This window comes from Arthrobacter sp. NPDC080086, assembly GCF_040702285.1.
The window spans coordinates 1-20,709 of record NZ_JBFBKP010000071.1 but is presented as its reverse complement, the minus strand read 5'-3'; the positions used below and the strand labels follow the sequence as shown (position 1 = coordinate 20,709).

The window sequence follows — 20,709 nt, the reverse complement described above, 5'->3', positions numbered from 1 at the left end:
TCAACCAATCAATAAAACAATCGGTATCAACAAACTTGGCACACTATTGAGTTCTCAAACAACAGACACACCCGGCACCACCACAACCCCATCAAAGGCCGCGACTCGCTCCGGAGCAACTTTTCAAACTTACCCGCGCACTTCGCCCTAGTCAAATCAGCGTCCCGATCCAGTTGGCCGTGGCCTTCGTGGTCTTCTCAGCGGATCAATTCCGGGGAGCAGCGCGGAAATAAACTGTACCACCACTCGGCCGCGGTGACAAAGCGGGGCCCCGGAGCACTCCCCCGGACACCCGAAAGGCCCGGAACCGCGACGGTTCCGGGCCTTTCATAGAAGTGCTACTCGGCGGCCTTGAAGTAGGCCGCACCCAGCGGCGGCAGCGTGACGGTCAGGGAGGCAGGCTGCCCGTCGATGCCGTCCCCGGTCGCGGTCAGCGGCCCGCCGTTGGTGACGCCCGATCCTCCATACGCATCGGCGTCGGTGTTCAGCACTTCACGCCACTGTCCCGCAGCGGGGACACCCAGGCGGAAGTCGTGGTGCGGTGCGCCGGAGAAGTTCAGCGCCACCACCAGCGGGTTGCCGTCAGCGTCGCGCCGGATGAAGCTCAGGACGTTGCGGTCAGCGTCCCCTCCGTTGATCCACTGGAACCCCTCCGGATCGTTGTCCCGCTCGTAGAGGGCCGGCGTCGAACTGTAGAGCTCGTTCAGGTCCTTGGTGAGCAGCTGCACGCCACGGTGGGCGGGGATGTCCGCCAGCCACCAGTCCAGCCCGTACTGCTCCGACCACTCGGCCTCCTGGCCGAACTCGGTGCCCATGAAGATCAGCTGCTTGCCCGGGTGCGCCCACTGGTAGCCCAGGAAGGCGCGAAGGTTGGCCAGCTGCTGCCAGCGGTCGCCGGGCATCTTGCGCAGCATCGAACCCTTGCCGTGGACAACCTCGTCATGGCTGATCGGCAACAGGAAGTTCTCCGTGTAGGCGTAAACCATGGAGAAGGTGATGGTGCCGTGGTGCCACTTGCGGTTGTACGGGTCCTCCGCCATGTACTTCAGGGAGTCGTGCATCCAGCCCATGTTCCACTTGAGCCCGAAGCCCAGGCCGCCCTGGTCCGTGGGGGCAGTGACGCCCGGGAATGCGGTGGACTCCTCGGCGATCATGACCGCGCCGGGGTGGGTCTTGTAGACCGTGGCGTTGGCTTCCTGCAGGAAGGAGATCGCCTCAAGGTTTTCGCGGCCGCCGAAGCGGTTGGGCTGCCACTGGCCTTCCTTGCGGGAGTAGTCCAGGTAGAGCATCGAGGCGACGGCGTCCACCCGGAGTCCGTCAATGTGGAACTCATCCAGCCAGTACAGCGCGTTCGCGACCAGGAAGTTGCGGACCTCACTGCGGCCGAAATCAAAGATCAGGGTGCCCCAGTCCGGGTGCTCGCCGAGGTTCGGGTCCGAGTGCTCGTACAGCGGCTCACCGTCGAACTTCGCCAGCGCCCAGGCGTCCTTGGGGAAGTGGGCCGGGACCCAGTCCAACAGCACGCCGATGCCCGCCTGGTGCAGTTCGTCCACCAGGTGCCGGAACTCGTCCGGGTGCCCGAAGCGGGAGGTCGGCGCGAAGTAGGACGTGACCTGGTAGCCCCAGGAGCCGCCGAACGGGTGCTCGGCGACGGGCATGAACTCCACGTGCGTGAAGCCGAGCCACTTCACGTACTCCACGAGTTCCTTGGCCAGTTGGCGGTAGTCCAGGCCGACGCGCCAGGACCCGAGGTGCACCTCGTATACGCTCATCGGCGCGTTGTGCGGATCGCGGGCGGCGCGGGCCTTCATCCACTCCTCGTCCTTGAAGACGTAGGACGGTTCGACCACACGTGATGCGGTCAGCGGCGGCACCTCGGTGCCGAACGCCAGCGGGTCGGCCTTCTCCACCCAGTGCCCGTGCCGGGTCTTGATCTCAAACTTATAGCACGCCCCTGCCATAACGCCGGGGATGAAAATCTCCCATACCCCGGAGGAGCCGAGCGAGCGCATCGAGTTCTCGCGGCCGTCCCAGCCGTTGAAGTCGCCCTTGACGCGCACGGCCTGGGCGTTGGGGGCCCAGACGGCGAAGGACACACCGTCGACGTCGCCGAGGGAGGACTTGTAGTGCTGGACGTGGGCGCCGAGGGCGTCCCAGAGCCGTTCGTGTCGGCCTTCCCCGATCAGGTGCAGGTCGATTTCACCCACGGTGGGCAGGTAGCGGTACGGCTCGTCGGTGCGGACCGCGTCCTGGTCCTCGTAACGGACCTCCAGCCGGTAGTCCGGGACATGGCCGGCGTCGAGCGGTTCGAGGACTGCCACCCACACACCGCCGGCCTCGTGCGTCATGGGCGTCGTGCCGGCGGACGTCACCACCGAGACGGATTCCGCCATGTGTTTCACGGTGCGGATGGTGACGTGGCCGTAGTCGTCGAGGTGGGCGCCGAGGACGGAGTGGGGGGCGTGATGCTCCCCCGCCGCCACCCGGGCGAGGGTGTCCGCGTCGACGGGGAGCGGCGCTCCGGGCCGTTCGGTACGTGCTGAGCCAGTCATGTTCTTACCTTCCGCTGCGGCTTCGACGGGGGCGCCGGAGCCAGTACTGCCAAGGAGACGACGGGATGCATTCACCGGGATGGCGAGCCAGTCGGGCCTGTTTCGTAGTTCGTAAACAACTTCGTAGAGCGCCTTGTCCAGCCAAAGGGCGGTGAACAAGGGCGAGTCACGGTCGATGGTGCCGGGGGTGACCTCGGCGTAGCCGGCGAGGAACGCCGAGGCGCAGTCGTCCACCCACTCTTCGGGGACGGCGGCGCCGTCGTCCTCGCGGGCGGCCGCGCCGGCGGCGTAGTCGAAGGAGCGCAGCATGCCGACGACGTCGCGCAGCGGCACGTCCGGGAAATTCCGTTCGGAGACGGGCCGCAGGGGCTCGCCCTCGAAGTCGAGGATCGCCCAGCGGGCGGGCTGGCCGGCGGCGACGGGGACCTGGAGGATCTGGCCGAGGTGAAGGTCCCCGTGGATCCGCTGCAGCTGCCCCGCGCTGGTACCGGCGAGCCGGGCCAGCAGCGACTGCAGGGCCTCGTCGAAGGGTCCGACGGCGGTGCCCGCCTCGGCCCAGGACTGGCGGACCCGCTGGGCGACGCCGGGGGCAATGTCGCCGCCCGGGACGGCCTCTGCCGCCGTGCCGAGCGCCTCGGCGAGGCGGCGGTGGACGGTGGCCGTAGCGACGCCGAGGGCGTGCGCCTCGGCGGTGAAATCGGTTCCGGTGCGGGCCGCGTCGACGGCCAGCCGCCACGCATCCAGGCCGCCGGCGAGAAATTCGTGGGCGACGGCCAGTTCGGCGCGGGCAGCCCGGCCGCCGTCCGCATCCGGAACCGTCCCGTCCGTAACCGCCCCGTCCGTAACGGCCCACTCACCGGTCACCCAGCCGAGGGTGGCGGGGACCTCGGCGGTGCGTCCCGCGGTCAGGGCGGCGCCGATTTCGACCTCGGGGTTCTGCCCCTCGGAGAGGACGCGGAAGAACTTCAGGATCGCGGCGGAGGTGCCGTCGTCGACGATTACCGAGCTGTTGGACTGTTCACCGGAGAGCACCCGGACCTTGCCGGTAGCGTGCGGCAGCCGGTGGTCCGAGTCGACCAGCTCGCCGGTGGCCGACCCGTCCGCGGTGGCGCCGCGGGAGCGCATCAGCTCCAGCCACGCGGCGATGAACGCCGCGTCGTGGACGCCGTCGTACACCCAGCCGCCCGGCGTGCCGCCGTCGGCCTGGATCTCGCCGAGCAGCGCCGCCCCTGCACCGGCCAGCGGCAAGGCGCGGAAGCTCAGCGGGACCTGGACGACGTCGGTCCGGTCGCCGTCCGCCGTCGGGTAGGTGACGGCCAGCAGCAGGACCTTGAACCGGGCACCGCCGTCTTCCGCCGGCGTACCCAGGGAGGGTGCGGCCGGGACGGGCGCTTCGAGGGTCACGCTGCCCACCGGGTCGAAGCTGAAGTGCGCGCTCTTGACCGGGAACCAGCGCTGGCGCGGCAGCCAGCTGCGCAGCAGCGCGTCCAGGGCGGGGGAAAGGGTGGGTCGGGTCATGTCAGCCTTCGATGGACAGGATAGGCATCGCCTGGGTGTGGGGCGATGCCGGGTTGGAGGCGGCCGAGCGGACCCGCAGCCAGAAGAAGTCGTGGCTGCCCAGGGTCAGGGTCAGCGTCCCGTCGTCGGCGATGCCGGGGAAGGCCTGGCCGCCGAAGACGTCCCGCAGGCCGCGGCCGGCCAGTTGCGGGACCCGCAGCGACGTGGCCACCGGGTGCTGGGAGAGGTTGAAGACGCAGAGGATGGTCTCCGGGTCCTCGCCGGCGGCGTTCCCGGCCGGGAGCTCCCGCAGGTAGGCCAGGACGACGTCGTGGTCCGCCTCGACATGCTTGAAGGACCCAAGCCCGAACGCCGGGTGGTTCTTGCGGACGCTGAGGATCTGCCGGGTCCAGCGCAGCAGCGACCCGGAGTGCGCGGCCTCGGCCTCGACGTTGGCCATGCTGTAGTTGTAGACCAGCGACTGGATCACCGGAAGGTAGAGCTTGCCCGGGTCCGCGTTGGAGAAGCCCGCGTTACGGTCCGGGTTCCACTGCATCGGGGTGCGGACGGCGTCACGGTCCTCGAGCCAGATGTTGTCGCCCATGCCGATCTCGTCCCCGTAGTACAGGAAGGGGCTGCCCGGCAGGGACAGCAGCAGCGCGTTGATCAGTTCGATCTCGGAGCGGGAGTTGTCCAGCAACGGCGCGAGCCGGCGCCGGATGCCGATGTTGGCCCGCATGCGCGGATCCGGCGCGTACCAGCCAAGCATGGCGGCGCGCTCGTCGGAGGTGACCATTTCCAGGGTCAGCTCGTCGTGGTTGCGCAGGAACGTACCCCACTGGGCACCTTCCGGGATGGCCGGGGTGTCCCGCATGGTCTCGATGATCGGCGCGGCCTTCTGGTCGCGCAGCGCGTAGTAGAGGCGCGGCATGATCGGGAAGTGGAACGCCATGTGGCACTCCGGCTCCTCCTCGGTGCCGAAATACTCCACGACCTCCGCCGGCGGCTGGTTGGCCTCAGCGATGATGACGCGGCCGGGGTAGCTCTCGTCCACCATTTTCCGCAGCTGGCGGAGGAACTCGTGGGTGGCCGGCAGGTTCTCGCAGTTGGTGCCTTCCTCCTCGAATAGGTAGGGGATGGCGTCGGCCCGGAAGCCGTCGATGCCCTGGTCCAGCCAGAAACGGACGACGTCGAACACGGCGTCGATGACCTTGGGGTTCTCGAAGTTCAGGTCCGGCTGGTGGCTGAAGAACCGGTGCCAGAAGAACTGGCGGCGGATCGGGTCGAAGGTCCAGTTGGATTCCTCGGTGTCCACGAAAATGATGCGCGCGTCCTGGTACTTCTCGTCCGTGTCGCTCCAGACGTAGAAGTCGCCGAAGGGCCCGTCCGGGTCCTTGCGGGACTCCTGGAACCAGGGGTGCTGGTCCGAGGTGTGGTTCAGGGGCAGGTCGATGATGACGCGGACGCCTCGGGCGTGGGCCTCGGCGACCAGGCGCTTGAAGTCGCTGATGGTGCCGAATTCGTCCAGCACGGAGTTGTAGTCCGAGATGTCGTAGCCGCCGTCGCGCAGCGGGGACTGGAAGAACGGGGGCAGCCAGAGGCAGTCCACGCCCAGCCACTGCAGGTAGTCGAGCTTCTCGATCAGCCCATGGAAGTCACCGGAGCCGTCCCCGTTCCCGTCGGCGAAACCGCGGACCAGCACCTCGTAGAAGACCGCCTTGCGGTACCAGTGGGGGTCATGCTGCAGGCCGGGGGCGTTCAGTTCAAAGGTCCCCTTGGGCGTGAAGTGCTGGCTGGGGTTGCTCGGACTAAAGCTCACGGGCGGGACCTCCGGACGTTGAGGATGTGGGCGGGTTCGACGTGGGGGTCGAGGCGGACGTAGTTGTACTCGCCCCACTCCCAGCTTTCACCGGAGATCAGGTCCTCGACGACGTAGCCGCCGTTGTGGGTCAGGTCCTCCGGGTCCAGTTCCAGGGCTGCGCGGTCAATGGTGACCGTGCTTTCGCGGGGGCTGTGCGGGTCCACGTTGACCACAATGATCAGGGTGTCCTTGGTGCCGTCGGCCAGCGTCTTGTGCTTGGAGTAGACCACTGTGGAGCTGTCCGTGCTGGCGTGCAGGGTGAGGTTTTGCAGGTCCCCCAGCGCCGGGTGGGCGTGCCGGATGGCGTTCAGGCGGGTCAGGTACGGGGCCAGGGTACGGCCGGATTCCGTGGCCGCGTCCCAGTCACGGGCCTTGTACTCGAACTTCTCATTGTCGATGTACTCCTCGGCGCCGGGCCGGGCCACGTGCTCGTAGAGCTCGTAGCCGGCGTAGACGCCCCAGAGCGGGCTAGCGGTCGAGGCCAGCGCGGCCCGGATCTTGAAGGCCGCCGGTCCGCCGAACTGCAGATATTCGGTCAGGATGTCCGGGGTGTTGACGAAGAAGTTCGGCCGGAAATACGCCGGGGATTCGTGGCTGATTTCCTGGAAGTACTTCTCCAGTTCTTCCTTGGTATTCCGCCAGGTGAAGTAGGAGTAGGACTGCTGGAATCCGGCCCGGCCGAGGGCGTGCATCATGGCCGGGCGGGTGAACGCCTCGGCCAGGAAGACGACGTCGGGGTTCTTTTTGTTGACCTTGGCAATCAGCCATTCCCAGAACCACACCGGCTTGGTGTGCGGGTTATCCACACGGAAAATCTTCACACCGTGGCTGATCCACAGTTGAACCACGCGGAGGATTTCGTTGGACAGCCCGGCGGGATCGTTGTCGAAATTCAGCGGGAAAATATCCTGGTATTTCTTTGGCGGGTTTTCGGCGTAGGCGATGCTGCCGTCCACCCGGGTGGTGAACCATTCGGGATGGCTCTTGACCCAGGGGTGGTCCGGGGCGGCCTGCAGGGCCAGGTCGAGCGCGACCTCCAGGCCCAGTTCGCCGGCGCGGGTCACGAAGGCATCGAAGTCCTCGAAGCTGCCCAGGTCCGGGTGGATGGCGTCGTGGCCGCCCTCCGCCGCGCCGATCGCCCAGGGGGAGCCGGGGTCGTGCGGTCCGGCAATGAGGGTATTGTTCGGTCCCTTGCGGTGCTGGGTGCCGATCGGGTGGATCGGGGGCATGTAAATCACGTCGAAGCCCATGGCGGCGACGGCGTCGAGGCGCTCCGCGGCGGTGCGGAAGGTGCCGGAGGTCCATTCGCCGGTCTCGTGGTTGCGGACGGCGCCCTCGGAGCGGGGGAAGAATTCGTACCAGGCGCCTCGGCCGGCGAGTTCACGCTCCACCAGCAGCGGGTAGGGTTCGGAGACGGTGACGAGTTCACGGATGGGCTGGCGTCCGACGACGGCGGCCACGTCCGCGCCGAAGCCGGCGCCGAGGCGCTCCTCCGGGGTCCGGGAGGCGTCTGCGAGGCCGGCGGCGGCGATCCGGAGGGTGCGGCGGTCCGCGGACGGGCGGCTGGGATCCTCGGACGCCTCGGTCAGGAGCGCCGCGCCCTCGGCAAGCATCAGCTCGACGTCGATCCCGGCGTCGACCTTGACCTCGGCGTTGTGGTGCCACGTGCCGTAGCGGTCGTGCCAGGCCTCGATCACGTAGGACCACTTGCCGGTGGCGCTGGGGGTCAGCAGGCCCTCCCAGAGATCCGTGCCCTTGCCGCGGTCGCCCCGCGGGGGCTCGAGGCGGATCCGCTGGCGTTCCTTGCCGCGCGGGTCCAGCAGGACCGCGCTGACGCCGAGCATGTCGTGTCCCTCGCGGAACGCGGTCGCGGCGACGACGATGCTCTCGCCGACGGTGGCCTTGGCGGGGAATTTACCGCCCTCGACCGAGGGCTGGACGTTGGTGATCGGAAACCTGCCGAATTTCAACCCATCGGTGATCAGGGCCTTCGGCTTTTGCTTGGATACGGCGCTGGTTCGGGAGTTAGTCGTCACAGGCTCGACGTTATCTACAAATCGCACAGAATGCTAAGGCTGCTCCGTTTTTTGGGGTCATCCGAAGCGCCGCCCGACATTTACCGGAAAGAAACCCGGAACTGTTCCGGGGTCCGAAGTTCTCGGTTAGTGTTTCGCAGGTGAAGGCTATCCGGAGATTTACCGTCAGAACCGTTCTTCCCGAACCGATCCGGCCCCTGGCGCGGCTGGCCACCAACCTTCGCTGGTCGTGGCACCTGCCCACCCGCGAGTTGTTCGAACAGCTCAACCCGGCCATCTGGGCCGAGAGCGCCCAGGACCCGGTGACGTTCCTGGGCCTGGTCAGCCGGGAGGAGCTGCAGCGCCTCGCCGCGGACCAGGATGTGGTGCGCCGCGTACACGAGGCCGCCGCGGACCTGGACCAGTACCTTGAGCAGCCCCGCTGGTACCAGAGCCTGGGCGAGGACGCGCCCCGCTGCATCGCCTACTTCTCCCCCGAGTTCGGCATCACCGAGGTCCTGCCGCAGTACTCCGGCGGCCTCGGCATCCTCGCCGGCGACCACCTGAAGGCCGCCTCCGACCTGGGCGTGCCGCTGATCGGCGTCGGCCTGCTCTACCAGGCCGGGTACTTCAAACAGTCCCTCTCCCGCGACGCCTGGCAGCAGGAAACCTACCCGGTGCTTGACCCGGACGGGCTGCCCCTGACGCTGCTGCGCGAGGCCTCCCCGGACGGCAACGGCCGGCCGGTGGAAATCTCCCTGCCCCTCCCCCACGGCCGCCGGCTCCTGGCGCACGTCTGGCGCGCCGACGTCGGCCGCGTGCCGCTGCTGCTGCTGGATTCGAACGTGGCCGGCAACGACGACGCCGCCCGCGGCATCACGGACCGGCTCTACGGTGGCGGCGGCGACCACCGCCTGCAGCAGGAGCTCCTGCTGGGCATGGGCGGGGTAAAGGCGCTGCGCGCCTACCAGCGGCTCACCGGGGCACCCGCCCCGGAGGTCTTCCACACCAATGAGGGCCATGCCGGCTTCCTCGGCGTCGAACGGATCCAGGAACTCATGTCCGGGGACACCGCCCTGGGTTGGGACGAGGCGCTCACCGCCGGCCGGGCCTCCACCGTCTTCACCACCCACACCCCGGTCCCCGCGGGAATCGACCGGTTTGAGATCTCCCAAATCGAGCACTTCTTCTCCGCGGGCCTGGCCCCGGACGTCCCGCTGGATAAGATCCTGGACCTGGGCCGGGAGGACTTCACCGACGGCAACCCCTTCGTCTTCAACATGGCCGTCATGGGCCTGCGCCTGGCCCAACGGGCCAACGGCGTCGCCAAGCTGCACGGCGTGGTCTCGCGCGGGATGTTCTCCGCGCTCTGGCCGGGCTTCGACCACTCGGAAGTACCGATCACCTCGGTGACCAACGGCGTCCACGTCCCCACCTGGGTGGATCCGCGTGTCTCCCAGCTCGCCCGTGACCGGTTCGGGGCGGACGCCGAGTCCGAGGGCCGCTGGGACCTCGCCTACAACGTCAGCGACGAAGAGCTCTGGGCGCTACGCCGGGAGATGCGGGTCTCCCTGGTGGAGGACGTCCGGCGCCGTCTCCGCGCGGCGTGGAAGAAGCGCGGCGCGGCCGACGCCGAGCTGTCCTGGACCGATTCCGTCCTCGACCCGGACGTCCTCACGGTCGGCTTCGCCCGCCGCGTTCCGACCTACAAGCGGCTCACCCTGATGCTCCGCGATCCCGCGCGGCTCAAGGCGCTCCTGCTGCACGAGACCCACCCCATCCAGCTGGTCATCGCCGGCAAGTCGCACCCGGCGGACGACGCGGGCAAGAAGATGATCCAGGACCTGGTCCGGTTCACCGACGACCCCGCGGTCCGGCACCGGATCGTCTTCCTGCCCAACTACGACATCGCGATGGCCCGCACGCTCTTCCCCGGCTGCGACGTCTGGCTCAACAACCCGCTGCGCCCGCTCGAGGCCTGCGGCACCTCCGGGATGAAGGCGGCCATCAACGGCTCCCTGAACCTCTCGGTGCTGGACGGCTGGTGGGATGAAATGTACGACGGCGAGAACGGCTGGGCGATCCCCACCGCCAACAACGACGCGTCCCCCGAGGAACGCGACGATATCGAGGCGGCCGCCCTGTACGAGCTGCTCGAGACCCAGGTGGCGCCAAAGTTCTACGGCCTCACGGTCTCCGACGGCGCCGGTGCGGCCGGGCCGTCCCAGTCCGGGCCGCAGGCGGTCCCCACCCACTGGGTGTCCATGATCAAGCACACCATGACCCACCTGGGACCGGCGGTGTCCGCGGAGCGAATGCTCAAGGACTACGTCAACGTCCTGTACCGGCCCGCCGCGCTTGCCGGCCGCCAGGCGTCCGCGCACGGCTACGCCGAGGCGAAGTCGCTGGCCGCCTGGTGTTCCACGGTCCGCGCCGCGTGGCCGCAGATCCAGGTGGAGCACGTGGACTCCGTCGGCGTCTCCGAGGACCCGCAGATCGGCGACGACCTGCAGGTCAACGCCTACATCGCGCTGCACGACCTGCCGCCGGAGGACGTCGCCGTGGAGGTGGCCTACGGCCGCGCCGAGGACAGCGACGAGCTCACGGACGTCACCGTCGTGGAGCTGACCACCGTGGAGGACCTGGGCAAGGGCCGCTACCTGTTCAGCGGCACCCTGGTGATCGACCGCTCCGGGTCCTTCGGCTACACCATCCGGGTGCTGCCCAAGCACGCCGGCCTGGCGTCGAAGGCCGAACTCGGACTCATCGTCAACGCCTGACCTGGTCGACTACAGGCAGACGGTGATGACCCTGAGGTCCTTGCCGGCGTAGCTTTCGGTGTCCTGCAGGATTTCGCAGATGACGCCGAAGGCCCGGTCGGCGCGGAAGGCTGCGGGGACCTGCCAGATGACTGTGACCGGGCCGTGTCCGTCGTCGCCCGCGGCGTCGGCGAAGTCGTGCAGGGAATCGTTGAGGGCGTCGAGGTTCACGCCGTAGTGCTCGGGGAAGTCCAGCACCTCGCCGAAGGCGGCGAGGACCTCTTTCTTAGTGTTGGCGGCGGGGACGATCAGGGTCCGGCGGCCAGCGTCGCGGACCTGCGCCTGCAGCTCCTCGGGCGTCCAGGTGTCTGCGGAGTAGATTTTCATGGGTCCCTACTTGCCTTCGGCGATGAATGAAAACGATGAATAGTGGTCCGCGGTGTAGTACTTCTCCCCCGCGTCTCCGGCGATGATCCGCCGTGCGCCGCGGTCCGACTCGCCGGGCGTGGGAACCGTGAACTCCCGGTAGTAGCCCGAGGGCTTCTGCGGCAGCACCCGCTCGAAGTTGCCAAAGGTGATGTTGTCCCTGCTGTACGGGTAGGGCCCGCCGCGCGCGATCAACACCAGGACCTGCCGCGCCTCGGCCGGCAAATCCGACGCCTTGACCTCGGGCAGCCGGGACGGGTTCGCGACGCCGGTGCCCGTGGGCCGCGCTGCCGCCGGCCCTCCGGAGGGCTTGGGGCTGGCAGAGACGCCGGCGCTGGCGGCGGCACTGGTTTGGGCCGGCGACGTTGCACTGCCCGGGGAGTCGCCCGTCCGCGGGATCCCGGCGACCACCAGCACGAGCACCGCCAGGGTCAGGAGCGCCCCGATCAGGGTGCTGAGGCGTTTGGTGGTCATCTCCGGTTCCCCCTAGATGCGGTAGATGCTGATGCTGTTCGCCTGGACCACGTCGCGTTCACCGGAGGCGATCCGGACGCCCTGCCGGCGGTCGTGCCACTCCGAGGTAGTGAGCCGCAGTTCGTAGATCCGGTGGCCGGTGCCGTCGTCGTGCGGGACCGGCGGCAGGGTGACCTTGACGTCGTCGGCACCGCCGTTGACCACCACCAGGCCCACCACACGGCCGACGTCGGAACCCACCAGCAGCTGAACCACCCGGTGGGCGGGGTCCTGCCAGCGTTCGGCGGACATCTGCCGGCCGTCGACGTCGAACCAGTGGAAGTAGGACTGCCGCTCCCGGGCCGGGTAGTCGTGCGGCTGGCCGGCGAGGAACTCCTTGCGCAGCCGGATGACGCGCTTGGTGCTGCGCAGCATCGAGTGCGATTCGGGGGTGCTGGTCCAGTCGATCCAGGTCAGCGGGTTGTCCTGACAGTAGGCGTTGTTGTTGCCCTGCTGGGTGCGTCCCACCTCGTCGCCGGCGGTGATCATCGGCACGCCCTGCGAGATCATCAGCGAGGCCATCAGGTTGCGGCTGCTCTGCGCGCGCTTGGCCAGGATGGCCTCGTCCTCGGTGGGGCCCTCGAAGCCGTGGTTATAGCTGCGGTTGTCGCCATGGCCGTCCCGGTTCTGCTCGCCGTTGGCCTCGTTGTGCTTGCGGTCGTAGGAGACCAGGTCCGCAAGGGTGAACCCGTCGTGCGCGGTGATGAGGTTGACCGAGGCCAGCCGGTTCCGGCCGGAGCCGGCAAACAGCGCCGCGGAGCCGGAGAGGGCGTCGGCCAGCTTCGCCACGGAGCCGCCGTGGCCGCCGTGGCCGCCGGACTCGATGGCGGCCCGGTCCGCCAGCCAGAAGCTGCGGACGGCGTCGCGGAAGTGGTCGTTCCAGTCGACCCAGCCGGGCGGGAACCGGCCGGTCTGCCAGCCGCCGTAGCCGACGTCCCAGGGTTCGGCGATCAGCTTGGTCTCGGAAAGGACCGGATCGGCGGCGACGGCCACCAGGAACGGGTGCCGGGGGTCGAACTCGTTGGCCGCGTTCCGGCAGAGCGTGACGGCAAGGTCGAAGCGGAAGCCGTCGACGTGGAACTCGTTGACCCAGTACCGCAGGGAGTCGAGGACCAGCTGCACCACGCGCGGTTCGCCGAAGTTCAGGGAGTTGCCGCAGCCGGTGGTGTCCACGTAGCGTCCCTGGCCGTCGTGGCGGTAGTACTGCAGCTCGCCCAGGCCCCGGAAGCTGAGCGTTGGCCCGTCCGGACCGGCCTCGGCGGTGTGGTTGAAGACGACGTCGAGGATCACCTCGAGGCCGGCCGCGTGAAGCAGCTTGACCATGCCCTTGAACTCGTCCTGCACCGCCTGCGGCCCGGCGTCGCGGGCGGCCTGGGTGGCATAGTCCGGGTGCGGGGCGAAGAAGGCGGCCGTGTTGTAGCCCCAGTAGTTGGTCAGGCCCAGGTTCTGCAGGTGGGCCTCGTCCAGGTGGAAGTGGACCGGCAACAGCTGGACCGCCGTGACGCCCAGCGAGACCAGGTGCTCGACCATGGCGGGGTGCGCCATTCCGGCATAGGTGCCCTGCAGGTGCTCCGGAATGTCCGGGTGGAGCATGGTCTGCCCGCGCACGTGCGCCTCGTAGATGATGGTGTCGCGCCACGGCGTGGCCGGGGCACGGTCCACGCCCCAGTCGAAGTCGCCGGACATCCGGACATTGGTGATCAGCTTCTCCCGCTGATCGACGGCGCGGCCGTAGGGGTCGAGCAGCAGCGGCTGCACGCCGTCGTCGTCGAAATCCTGGGTGGGAACCGGGACGGGCAGGGCCTCAGCCTCCGGCGCCGCCCGCAGCCCGTAGCGGGAGCCGACCGGCAGCCCCTCGACGATGCCGTGGTGCACGCCGGCGGTGACGTTCGGCAGTGCCTTGACCTGCCAGCCGCGGCCTGGGGCTTGGTAAACCACCTCGAGGGTGGCGACGGCGGGGGCATAGACGGCCACGTTCACCGATGAACCGCGCGGATCATCGGTCTCCGGGGAGCCGGTGCGCGGCACGCTTAGTCCCAGCGGAAGCGGCCGTGAGGCATCCACGGTCGTTGCGGAATCTACAAAGGACTTGACCATTGGTCATAGCTTAGCCGGGGCCGCCTCCCGCACCCTCTCCGCGCGGTCGGGTTACGACGGAACTCTGGAACGTCCGGGCGCGGCATACTGGAGGCAGGCACCGAACTGGAGGTAACCGTGCGGATAGCACTGGCGCAAATCATCACCGGCCGCGATCTGGACCGGAACATTGACCTTGTCCGGGAGTATGCCGCGCGGGCCAAGGCAGGCGGAGCGGACCTGGTGGTCTTCCCGGAGGCCACCATGCGGGCCTTCGGCAACTCGCTGGTGGACATCGCCGAACCGCTGGATGGCCCGTGGGCCTCGGCCGTCCGGGCCATCGCCGCGGAGCAGGACCTGGTGGTGGTGGCCGGCATGTTCACGCCGGGTGCGGCCAAGGACGGATCGCCCCGGGTCCGGAACACCCTGCTCGCCACCGGGCCGGGCGTTGCCGCCAGCTACGACAAGATCCACCTCTTCGACGCCTTCGGGTTCGCCGAGTCCGACACGGTGGAGGCGGGCACCGAGCCGGTGACGTTCGACGTCGGCGGCGTCACCGTGGGCCTCGCCACCTGCTACGACGTGCGTTTCCCGGACCTGTTCACGGAGCTCGCCGACCGCGGCGCCGTCGTGACCCTGGTCAGCGCTTCCTGGGGCAGCGGGCCGGGCAAGGCTGAGCAGTGGACCTTGTTGGCACGGGCCCGCGCCGCCGACTCGACCAGCTTCGTGGTGGCCTGCGGTCAGGCCGACCCGGCCAGCGCCGGACTCGAGGTCCGGGGCACCGCCCCCACCGGCGTCGGGCATTCCCTGGTCGCCTCCCCCTTCGGCGAGGCGATCGCCGAACTCGGCGCGGAACCGGACCTGCTGTTCGTGGACCTGGACCCCGCCGAGGTCGATGCCGCCCGCAAGAGCCTCCCGGTCCTCGCCAACCGCCACCGCTTCTAGCCGACGCGCCCCCACATCCGGCGACTTAAACCACAACGCTCCCTCACCTGAGGTGAGGGAGCGTCCGCGGTGCGATTTACTTGGTGGCGCGCTGGCGGGAGATCTCGTAGAGCGAGATGCCCACGGCCATCGAGGCGTTGAGCGATTCCATCGCGGAGTCGATCGGGATGGAGACGATCTGGTCGCAGTTCTCGCGGACCAGGCGGCTCAGGCCCTTGCCCTCGGAGCCGACCACGATGCAGACCGGTTCCTTCGCCAGCGCCAGGTCCGGCAGTGAGACGTCGCCGTCACCGTCCAGGCCGAGGACGAAGATGCCCATGTTCTTGAACGCCTTCAGCGTGCTGTTGAGGTTCGCGGCGCGGGCCACCGGGACGCGGACCGCCGCGCCGGCGCTGGTCTTCCAGGCCGAGGCGGTCACGCCGACGGACCGGCGCTCGGGGACGATCACGCCATGGCCGCTGAACGCGGAGACGGAACGGATGATCGCGCCGAGGTTGCGGGGATCGGTGATGCCGTCGAGGGCGACGAAGAGCGGGGCGTTGGCGATGTGGCCCACCTTCCACGCCTCGACGGTTGCCTCGGCCAGCTCGTAAGCGTCCTGGTACTCGTACGGCGGGATCTGCAGGACCAGGCCCTGGTGGATCGCGTCGTCGGTCATCCGGTCCAGCTCGGGCTTGCCGGTTTCCAGCAGGGGAATGCCGCGCTCGGCCGCGATTTTCAGGGATTCCTTGACCCGGTCGTCCATCTCGATGCGGATGGCCACGTGCAGGGCCTTGGCGGGGATCCCGGCGCGGAGCGCCTCGACCACGGAGTTGCGTCCGGTGACGACTTCCTCGGTGGCGCGGCCCTTGGGGCCAGAGCGGGCGCCGGCGCTGCGGGCTCCGGTACCGCGCTTGGCGGCGGAGCGCTCCGCGAGCTGCTTGTTCTTGTGGGCCTTGTGGTAGACCCGGTCCTCCGCCTTGGGAGTGGGGCCCTTGCCTTCGAGAGCCTTACGGCCATGGCCGCCGGTCCCGACGGTGGGACCCTTCTTCTGTTTGACCGAGCGGCGACCGTTATTGGCCATGAGTTTCACCCTTTGAAGTACGCGAATCGTTGATAAGTCTGGACTCCAGTCTACTGACTCGGGTTAAATCCTCGACCGCGCGGGTGCGGCGGCCCGCACGGCCGCCGGGGCTCAGCCGCGCTTGATGCTCCAGCTGGCACCGTCCGCGCCGTCCTCGACGACGACGCCGGCCGCGGCCAAGGTGTCCCGGATGGCGTCGGAGGCGGCCCAGTCCTTGGCCGCCCTCGCCTGCGCCCGGGCTGCCAGCTGCGCCTCCACCAGCACGCCGAGCGCGGTGGTGGCCTGGCCGTCCACGGCGGGGGCAGCGGTGTCGTTCAGGCCGAGGACCCGCAGCATGTCGTGGACGTGGTGCAGGGCCTGGCGGGCGTCCTCGGTCCGGCCGTCGGTCAATGCGGTGTTGCCGGCCCGGACGGTCTCGTGCAGGACGGCGAGGGCCTGCGGGACGTTGAGGTCGTCGTCCATGGCGCGTTCGAACGCCTCGGGGACGGCGCCGTAGGTGGAGAAGCTGTAGTTCCCGCCGTCGGACAGGGCGCGCACGGCGCGGCTGATGAACCCGTCGATGCGCTCGACGGCGGCGGCGGCTTCCTGCAGCGAAGTCGGCTGGTAGTCCAGCACCGAGCGGTACTGGGCCTGGCCGAGGTAATACCGAACCACCCGCGGCGGGGCGAGTTCGAGCATCTCGGCCGGGCTGATTGTGTTGCCGATGGACTTGGACATCTTCTCGCCGGCGTAGGTGACCATGCCGTTGTGCATCCAGAAGTTCGCGAAGCCGTGGCCGGCCGCCTGGGACTGGGCCATCTCGTTCTCATGGTGCGGGAAGCGCAGGTCCAGGCCGCCGCCGTGGATGTCGAACTCGGTGCCGAGGTATTTGGTGACCATCGCGGAGCATTCGAGGTGCCAGCCCGGGCGACCGGCGCCCCACGGGGAGGCCCAGCTCGCCGTCGTCGGTTCGCCGTCCTTGTGGCCCTTCCAGAGCGCGAAGTCGCGGGGGTCCTTCTTGCCGCGCGGGTCGGCGTCGGGGGCGCCCTGCATGTCCTCGATCTTCTGCCGGGTCAGGGACCCGTAGGCGGACCAGGAGCGGACATCGAAGTAGACGTCGCCGGAGTCGTCGAGGGCCGGGTAGGCGTGGCCGCGGTCGATCAGCAGCTGAATCAGGGCGTGCATCTCGGGGATGTGGCCCGTGGCGCGCGGCTCGTAGGTGGGCCTGGAGACACCCAGGGTGTCATACGCCTTACGGAATTCCTGCTCGTAACGGTAGGCCAGCGCCCACCATTCCTCTTCGCGGACGGTGCCGTCGCCCTCGTCGAACGCGGGCGCGAACGACTCGGCGGACTTGGCGAGGATCTTGTCGTCGATGTCCGTGACGTTGCGGACCGTGGTGACCCGGAAGCCGCGGTACTGCAGCCAGCGGGTGAGCTGGTCGAAGGCGATCGCTGAGCGGATGTGACCGACGTGCGGCATGCCCTGCACCGTGGCGCCGCAGTAGTAGAGGCTTACCTTCCCCGGAACCAGGGGGACGAAGTCGCGGACTTCGGCGGATGCAGTGTCATAGAAGCGCAGTGTCACCGGTCCAGACTAGCCGATGCGGTGTTGCCGCCGGCCGGTCCGTTACTTGCAGTGCTGGCCGATCTGGTCCATGTTCTGGCGCAGCTGGTTGAGCTGGTCCGTGGTCTGGACTCCGGTGGAGCTGCCCGCGACCTGCTTCATGACGTCGGCCATCTTCTGGATGGGGTCAGCCACCTCGGGGGCCACCTTGTCCGCGACCTCCTGATAGTGCTTGCTGATCTGCCCGGCTTTGTCCTTGTCGGTACCCGTGGGCACGAAGGTGTCCGTGTTCAGGAACTTGCAGCTCTCGTCCACGCTCATGCGCGACGGCGTGGGGCTGGCGGCAGGCGGGGTGGATCCGGCGCACCCGGCCAGCAGCAGTCCTGTGGCGAGGACGACGGCGGGGGCTAGCTTTTTCACGGGAAACTCCTGACGTTCCGGGCGGGGGTTGTCCGTTAAGCCTAGGCCAGATCGGCGCCGCCGGCGGAGTCGGCCGGGTAGACCAGGGCGGTGGCGGTGGCCGCGATGCCCTCGCCGCGGCCGGTGAAGCCGAGGCCGTCGCTGGTGGTGGCGGTGACGCTGACAGGGGCTCCGGCGGCCTCGCTGAGCACCCGCTGGGACTCCTCCCTGCGCGGCCCGAACTTGGGTCTATTGGCGACGAACTGCACGGCGATGTTGCCGATCTCCCAGCCCGCGGCGCGGACGATCCGGGCGGCCGCGGACAGCAGGGTGACGCCGGAGGCTCCGGCGTATTCGGGCCGGTCCGTGCCGAAGTGGGTGCCGAGGTCGCCGATGCCGCAGGCGGAGAACAGGGCGTCGGCCGCCGCGTGGGCCACCGGGTCGCCGTCGGAGTGGCCGGCCAGCCCGCGCTCACCCTCCCAGTGGAGGCCGCCGAGCCAGAGCGGCTGGGGCGCCTCGTCCGGGGCGTAGGCGTGGACGTCGATGCCGATGCCGGTGCGCGGCAGCAGGGGCCGTTGCTTCGGGTCCATGGTCAGCCCTCCACCCAGCGGACGCCGAGCGGACCCTCAAGCAGGCCCTCGGCGAGGATCAGGTCCAGCGGGGTGGTGATCTTCAGCGACTGGCTGGCACCACGGACCGCGTGGACGGGAACGCCCAGCAGTTCCACCAGCATGGCGTCGTCGGTGACGGCGGCCGCCTGGGCTTCGTCGAGTCCTTCCGCGGATTCGTGGGCCCGGCGGAGGGTGTCCAGGCTAAAGCCCTGCGGGGTCTGGACGGCGCGGAGGGCCTCCCGGGGCGCCGTGCCGGTGACCAGTTCCGGGGCGATGTCCGCGTCGGGGCCGGTGGTCCGGGCGACGGTCTTCACCGTGTCCACCACGGGCAAGACGGGGATGACGGCCAGCGCTCCGGCGGCCAGGGCCTCGGCCACCCGGTGGAAGACGGCCTCCGGTGCCAGGGCGCGGGCGGCGTCGTGCACCAGGACGGACCGGGTGTCCGGGTGCAGGGCGGCCAGGGCGGCGCGCACCGAATCGGCGCGGCTGGCACCGCCGTCGACGGCCGTGATCTCGGGGGCCTCCGCCCCGTTCCCGCCGCCGTTGCGCAGTTCCTCGGCGAACGCCTCGCACTGCGCGGCCAGGTCCCGGTCTCCGGGCGGGAGCGCGACGCAGATCTGCCGGGCGACCCCGGCGGCGGCGACCCCGCGGAGGGCGTGAATGAGGATGCTGTCCCCGCCCAGGGGAACCTTGGCCTTGGGCATCCCGTAACCCAGCCGCTGGCCGGATCCGGCGGCCACGAGGATGACCGCCGTGACGGGGGCGGCCGATGGAGTAGTCATGCGGTCAAGCCTACGTCCCGGTCCACGGCCGGCACCCAACTAGCTGGCAGTTGTTGCCGTTTTGAGGGCCCAAGACGGCACCTACTGCGAGTCAGTTGGGAAGGTTTTGGGCAAAAAGAAGCCCCGGCGGCCTGACGCCACCGGGGTTCGATTCTTAGTTAGGAAGCCAAAACCTCGTCGAGAACGCTTGCAGCCTTCTCTTCGTCGGTCTTCTCAGCCAGAGCCAGTTCTGAGATCAGAATCTGGCGGGCCTTGGCCAGCATGCGCTTCTCCCCTGCGGAGAGACCCCGGTCGTGGTCGCGGCGCCACAGGTCGCGGACGACCTCGGCCACCTTGATCACGTCACCGGAAGCAAGCTTTTCCAGGTTTGCCTTGTAACGACGCGACCAGTTGGTGGGCTCTTCAGTGAACTCGGCACGAAGCACGTCGAACACGTGCTCCAGTCCTTCCTTGCCCACTACGTCGCGGACCCCAACAAGGTCAACGTTTTCTGCTGGAACTTCAATGGTCAGATCACCCTGAGCCACCTTGAGCTTGAGATACATTTTCTCTTCGCCCTTGACAGTGCGCATCTTGATCTCTTCAATTTTTGCTGCACCGTGGTGAGGGTAAACTACTGTCTCGCCGACCTCAAAAACCATGTGGACATTCCCCTTTCCCGCAGACCAGTTTATCACGATTAAGGCATACGACTGGCATGGTTCCGGCGGAGAAACCGCGAGATTCCGCGGAAAATGGCCCCAATCGGCGGCTCAAACCCCTTGACGGATGCGGATAATAGTGCATTGCGCGGGCCGCGCCAAGGTGCCGCGGGAGGTCTTCGACGACGACGCCGGGGAGCCCGGTGCCCGCTTCACGGGTCCCCGCATGGCGTCACCGGGGAGGCTTAGGAATCCTCGTTTGGGCCCGGTTGCCGATAGGCTATGGCTGAATACTGTTTCAAGACTCTCAAGGAGTGCGTGACGTGCGTTTCACTGCGATGACCCCGGGCCGGCGCGGCAAGCTGGCAATGGCAACGGCGGCACTTGGCATTGGCCTGCTGTCCGTCTCCGGTTGCGGCTACATCAACCCCCAGCAGACCTCGGTGCAGTACTCCGCCTCCGACGGAACCCGCACGGACCTCGGCCCGGTGCAGCTGCGCAACATGATGATCGTCTCCGACGGTGAGAACAAGCCCGGCCGCGTGCTCGGTGCCGTGTACAACACCTCGTCCAACGACATCACGCTGACCATCAACGGTGCCAGCGGCTCGCAGACCCAGGTGCCGGTCAAGAAAAACTCCTACGTACTGCTCAACGACAGCACCGACTCGGCAACCCTGAGCACCACCGGCGGGAAGCCCGGTTCGCTGGTGGAGGTCACTCTCTCCGAGAGCGCCACCAACATGAAGGCAAAGTTCAACATGCCGGTACTGGACGGCACGATCGCGGATTACAAGAAGTACATCCCGACCCCGACCCCTACGGCCACCTCCTCGAGCTCGGCGTCGCCGTCGTCGTCGACCTCGGCACGGGCATCCGCGACGCCGACCCCGACGGCCAGCCGCTAACCGGCACCGGGCACCACAAACAAAGGAGCGGCACCCCGCGAGGGGTGCCGCGGCATGGGTTATACCCCCCCGACGCGAGCGGGGCGAAGGCGCGGCCGGGGGAGGGGTGGGGGTGG

Annotated in this window: 15 protein-coding genes; 3 read left to right on the top strand and 12 right to left on the bottom strand. The window is 68.5% G+C overall.

What is annotated here, in order from left to right; genetic code table 11:
- Window positions 1-338: 338 nt before the first annotated feature.
- Genes AB0305_RS18495 through AB0305_RS18485 form a run of 3 tightly spaced genes read right to left on the bottom strand, consistent with a single transcriptional unit; the run spans window position 339 to window position 7,946 of the window.
- The gene (locus tag AB0305_RS18495; RefSeq protein WP_364136669.1) at window positions 339-4,070 is read right to left on the bottom strand and encodes a 1,4-alpha-glucan branching enzyme; all 3,732 of its coding nucleotides are present in this window, start codon (window positions 4,068-4,070) and stop codon (window positions 339-341) included.
- 1 nt (window position 4,071) lies between these two features.
- Window positions 4,072-5,868 (bottom strand): maltose alpha-D-glucosyltransferase, encoded by a 1,797-nt coding sequence (treS, locus tag AB0305_RS18490; RefSeq protein WP_364136667.1) that lies wholly within the window; start codon window positions 5,866-5,868, stop codon window positions 4,072-4,074.
- Window positions 5,865-7,946 carry an alpha-1,4-glucan--maltose-1-phosphate maltosyltransferase gene (locus AB0305_RS18485; protein ID WP_364136665.1) on the bottom strand — a complete coding sequence of 694 codons (2,082 nt, stop codon included), beginning with the start codon at window positions 7,944-7,946 and terminating at the stop codon, window positions 5,865-5,867. The genes treS and AB0305_RS18485 overlap by 4 nt, the downstream gene beginning before the upstream one ends.
- Before the next feature lie 140 nt (window positions 7,947-8,086).
- On the opposite strand from AB0305_RS18485, the gene glgP reads away from it, so the two are divergent.
- Window positions 8,087-10,705, top strand: a complete 2,619-nt coding sequence (glgP, locus tag AB0305_RS18480) for an alpha-glucan family phosphorylase (protein WP_364136663.1) — start codon at window positions 8,087-8,089, stop codon at window positions 10,703-10,705.
- Between the two features lie 9 nt (window positions 10,706-10,714).
- Here glgP and AB0305_RS18475 read toward each other — a convergent pair whose 3' ends face one another.
- Genes AB0305_RS18475 through glgX form a run of 3 tightly spaced genes read right to left on the bottom strand, consistent with a single transcriptional unit; the run spans window position 10,715 to window position 13,720 of the window.
- Complete coding sequence (locus tag AB0305_RS18475) at window positions 10,715-11,071, bottom strand: barstar family protein (protein WP_364136661.1); 357 nt, start codon at window positions 11,069-11,071, stop codon at window positions 10,715-10,717.
- A 6-nt stretch (window positions 11,072-11,077) separates the two neighbouring features.
- Window positions 11,078-11,584, bottom strand: coding sequence for a ribonuclease domain-containing protein (locus AB0305_RS18470; protein ID WP_364136659.1), 507 nt, complete (start codon window positions 11,582-11,584; stop codon window positions 11,078-11,080).
- A gap of 12 nt (window positions 11,585-11,596) precedes the next feature.
- Window positions 11,597-13,720 (bottom strand): glycogen debranching protein GlgX, encoded by a 2,124-nt coding sequence (gene glgX / locus AB0305_RS18465; RefSeq protein WP_364136657.1) that lies wholly within the window; start codon window positions 13,718-13,720, stop codon window positions 11,597-11,599.
- 117 nt (window positions 13,721-13,837) lie between these two features.
- On the opposite strand from glgX, the gene AB0305_RS18460 reads away from it, so the two are divergent.
- On the top strand, window positions 13,838-14,644 hold the full coding sequence (locus tag AB0305_RS18460) for a carbon-nitrogen hydrolase family protein (protein ID WP_364136655.1): 807 nt from the start codon (window positions 13,838-13,840) through the stop codon (window positions 14,642-14,644).
- 76 nt (window positions 14,645-14,720) lie between these two features.
- On the opposite strand, the gene rlmB is transcribed toward AB0305_RS18460, so the two are convergent.
- The 6 genes from rlmB to AB0305_RS18430 all read right to left on the bottom strand — a co-directional run bounded on the left by rlmB (window position 14,721) and on the right by AB0305_RS18430 (window position 19,685).
- Window positions 14,721-15,707, bottom strand: coding sequence for a 23S rRNA (guanosine(2251)-2'-O)-methyltransferase RlmB (gene rlmB / locus AB0305_RS18455; protein WP_364136653.1), 987 nt, complete (start codon window positions 15,705-15,707; stop codon window positions 14,721-14,723).
- Between the two features lie 111 nt (window positions 15,708-15,818).
- The gene (gene cysS, locus AB0305_RS18450) at window positions 15,819-17,273 is read right to left on the bottom strand and encodes a cysteine--tRNA ligase (protein ID WP_364136651.1); all 1,455 of its coding nucleotides are present in this window, start codon (window positions 17,271-17,273) and stop codon (window positions 15,819-15,821) included.
- Window positions 17,274-17,315: 42 nt separating this feature from the next.
- A complete protein-coding gene (locus tag AB0305_RS18445) occupies window positions 17,316-17,672 on the bottom strand; it encodes a hypothetical protein (protein ID WP_364136649.1) in 357 nt (118 codons plus the stop codon).
- Between the two features lie 41 nt (window positions 17,673-17,713).
- Complete coding sequence (gene ispF, locus AB0305_RS18440) at window positions 17,714-18,241, bottom strand: 2-C-methyl-D-erythritol 2,4-cyclodiphosphate synthase (protein WP_364136647.1); 528 nt, start codon at window positions 18,239-18,241, stop codon at window positions 17,714-17,716.
- A 2-nt stretch (window positions 18,242-18,243) separates the two neighbouring features.
- Window positions 18,244-19,044: a 2-C-methyl-D-erythritol 4-phosphate cytidylyltransferase gene (gene ispD, locus AB0305_RS18435; protein ID WP_364136645.1), complete on the bottom strand. Its 801-nt coding sequence runs from the start codon at window positions 19,042-19,044 to the stop codon at window positions 18,244-18,246.
- Window positions 19,045-19,202: 158 nt separating this feature from the next.
- Window positions 19,203-19,685, bottom strand: a complete 483-nt coding sequence (locus AB0305_RS18430; protein ID WP_026266570.1) for a CarD family transcriptional regulator — start codon at window positions 19,683-19,685, stop codon at window positions 19,203-19,205.
- Window positions 19,686-20,023: 338 nt separating this feature from the next.
- Between AB0305_RS18430 and AB0305_RS18425 the strand changes: the two genes are divergently transcribed.
- A complete protein-coding gene (locus AB0305_RS18425) occupies window positions 20,024-20,593 on the top strand; it encodes a hypothetical protein (RefSeq protein ID WP_364136703.1) in 570 nt (189 codons plus the stop codon).
- Window positions 20,594-20,709: the final 116 nt, after the last annotated feature.

Bases quoted from the DNA above. Each gene is read 5' to 3' on its own strand.
- AB0305_RS18430 (WP_026266570.1), bottom strand. From the start codon at position 19,685: ATGGTTTTTGAGGTCGGCGAGACAGTAGTTTACCCTCACCACGGTGCA.
- AB0305_RS18475 (WP_364136661.1), bottom strand. From the start codon at position 11,071: ATGAAAATCTACTCCGCAGACACCTGGACGCCCGAGGAGCTGCAGGCG.
- ispF (WP_364136647.1), bottom strand. From the start codon at position 18,241: ATGGACCCGAAGCAACGGCCCCTGCTGCCGCGCACCGGCATCGGCATC.
- AB0305_RS18425 (WP_364136703.1), top strand. From the start codon at position 20,024: ATGACCCCGGGCCGGCGCGGCAAGCTGGCAATGGCAACGGCGGCACTT.
- rlmB (WP_364136653.1), bottom strand. From the start codon at position 15,707: ATGGCCAATAACGGTCGCCGCTCGGTCAAACAGAAGAAGGGTCCCACC.
- AB0305_RS18495 (WP_364136669.1), bottom strand. From the start codon at position 4,070: ATGACCCGACCCACCCTTTCCCCCGCCCTGGACGCGCTGCTGCGCAGC.
- ispD (WP_364136645.1), bottom strand. From the start codon at position 19,044: ATGACTACTCCATCGGCCGCCCCCGTCACGGCGGTCATCCTCGTGGCC.
- AB0305_RS18470 (WP_364136659.1), bottom strand. From the start codon at position 11,584: ATGACCACCAAACGCCTCAGCACCCTGATCGGGGCGCTCCTGACCCTG.
- glgX (WP_364136657.1), bottom strand. From the start codon at position 13,720: ATGGTCAAGTCCTTTGTAGATTCCGCAACGACCGTGGATGCCTCACGG.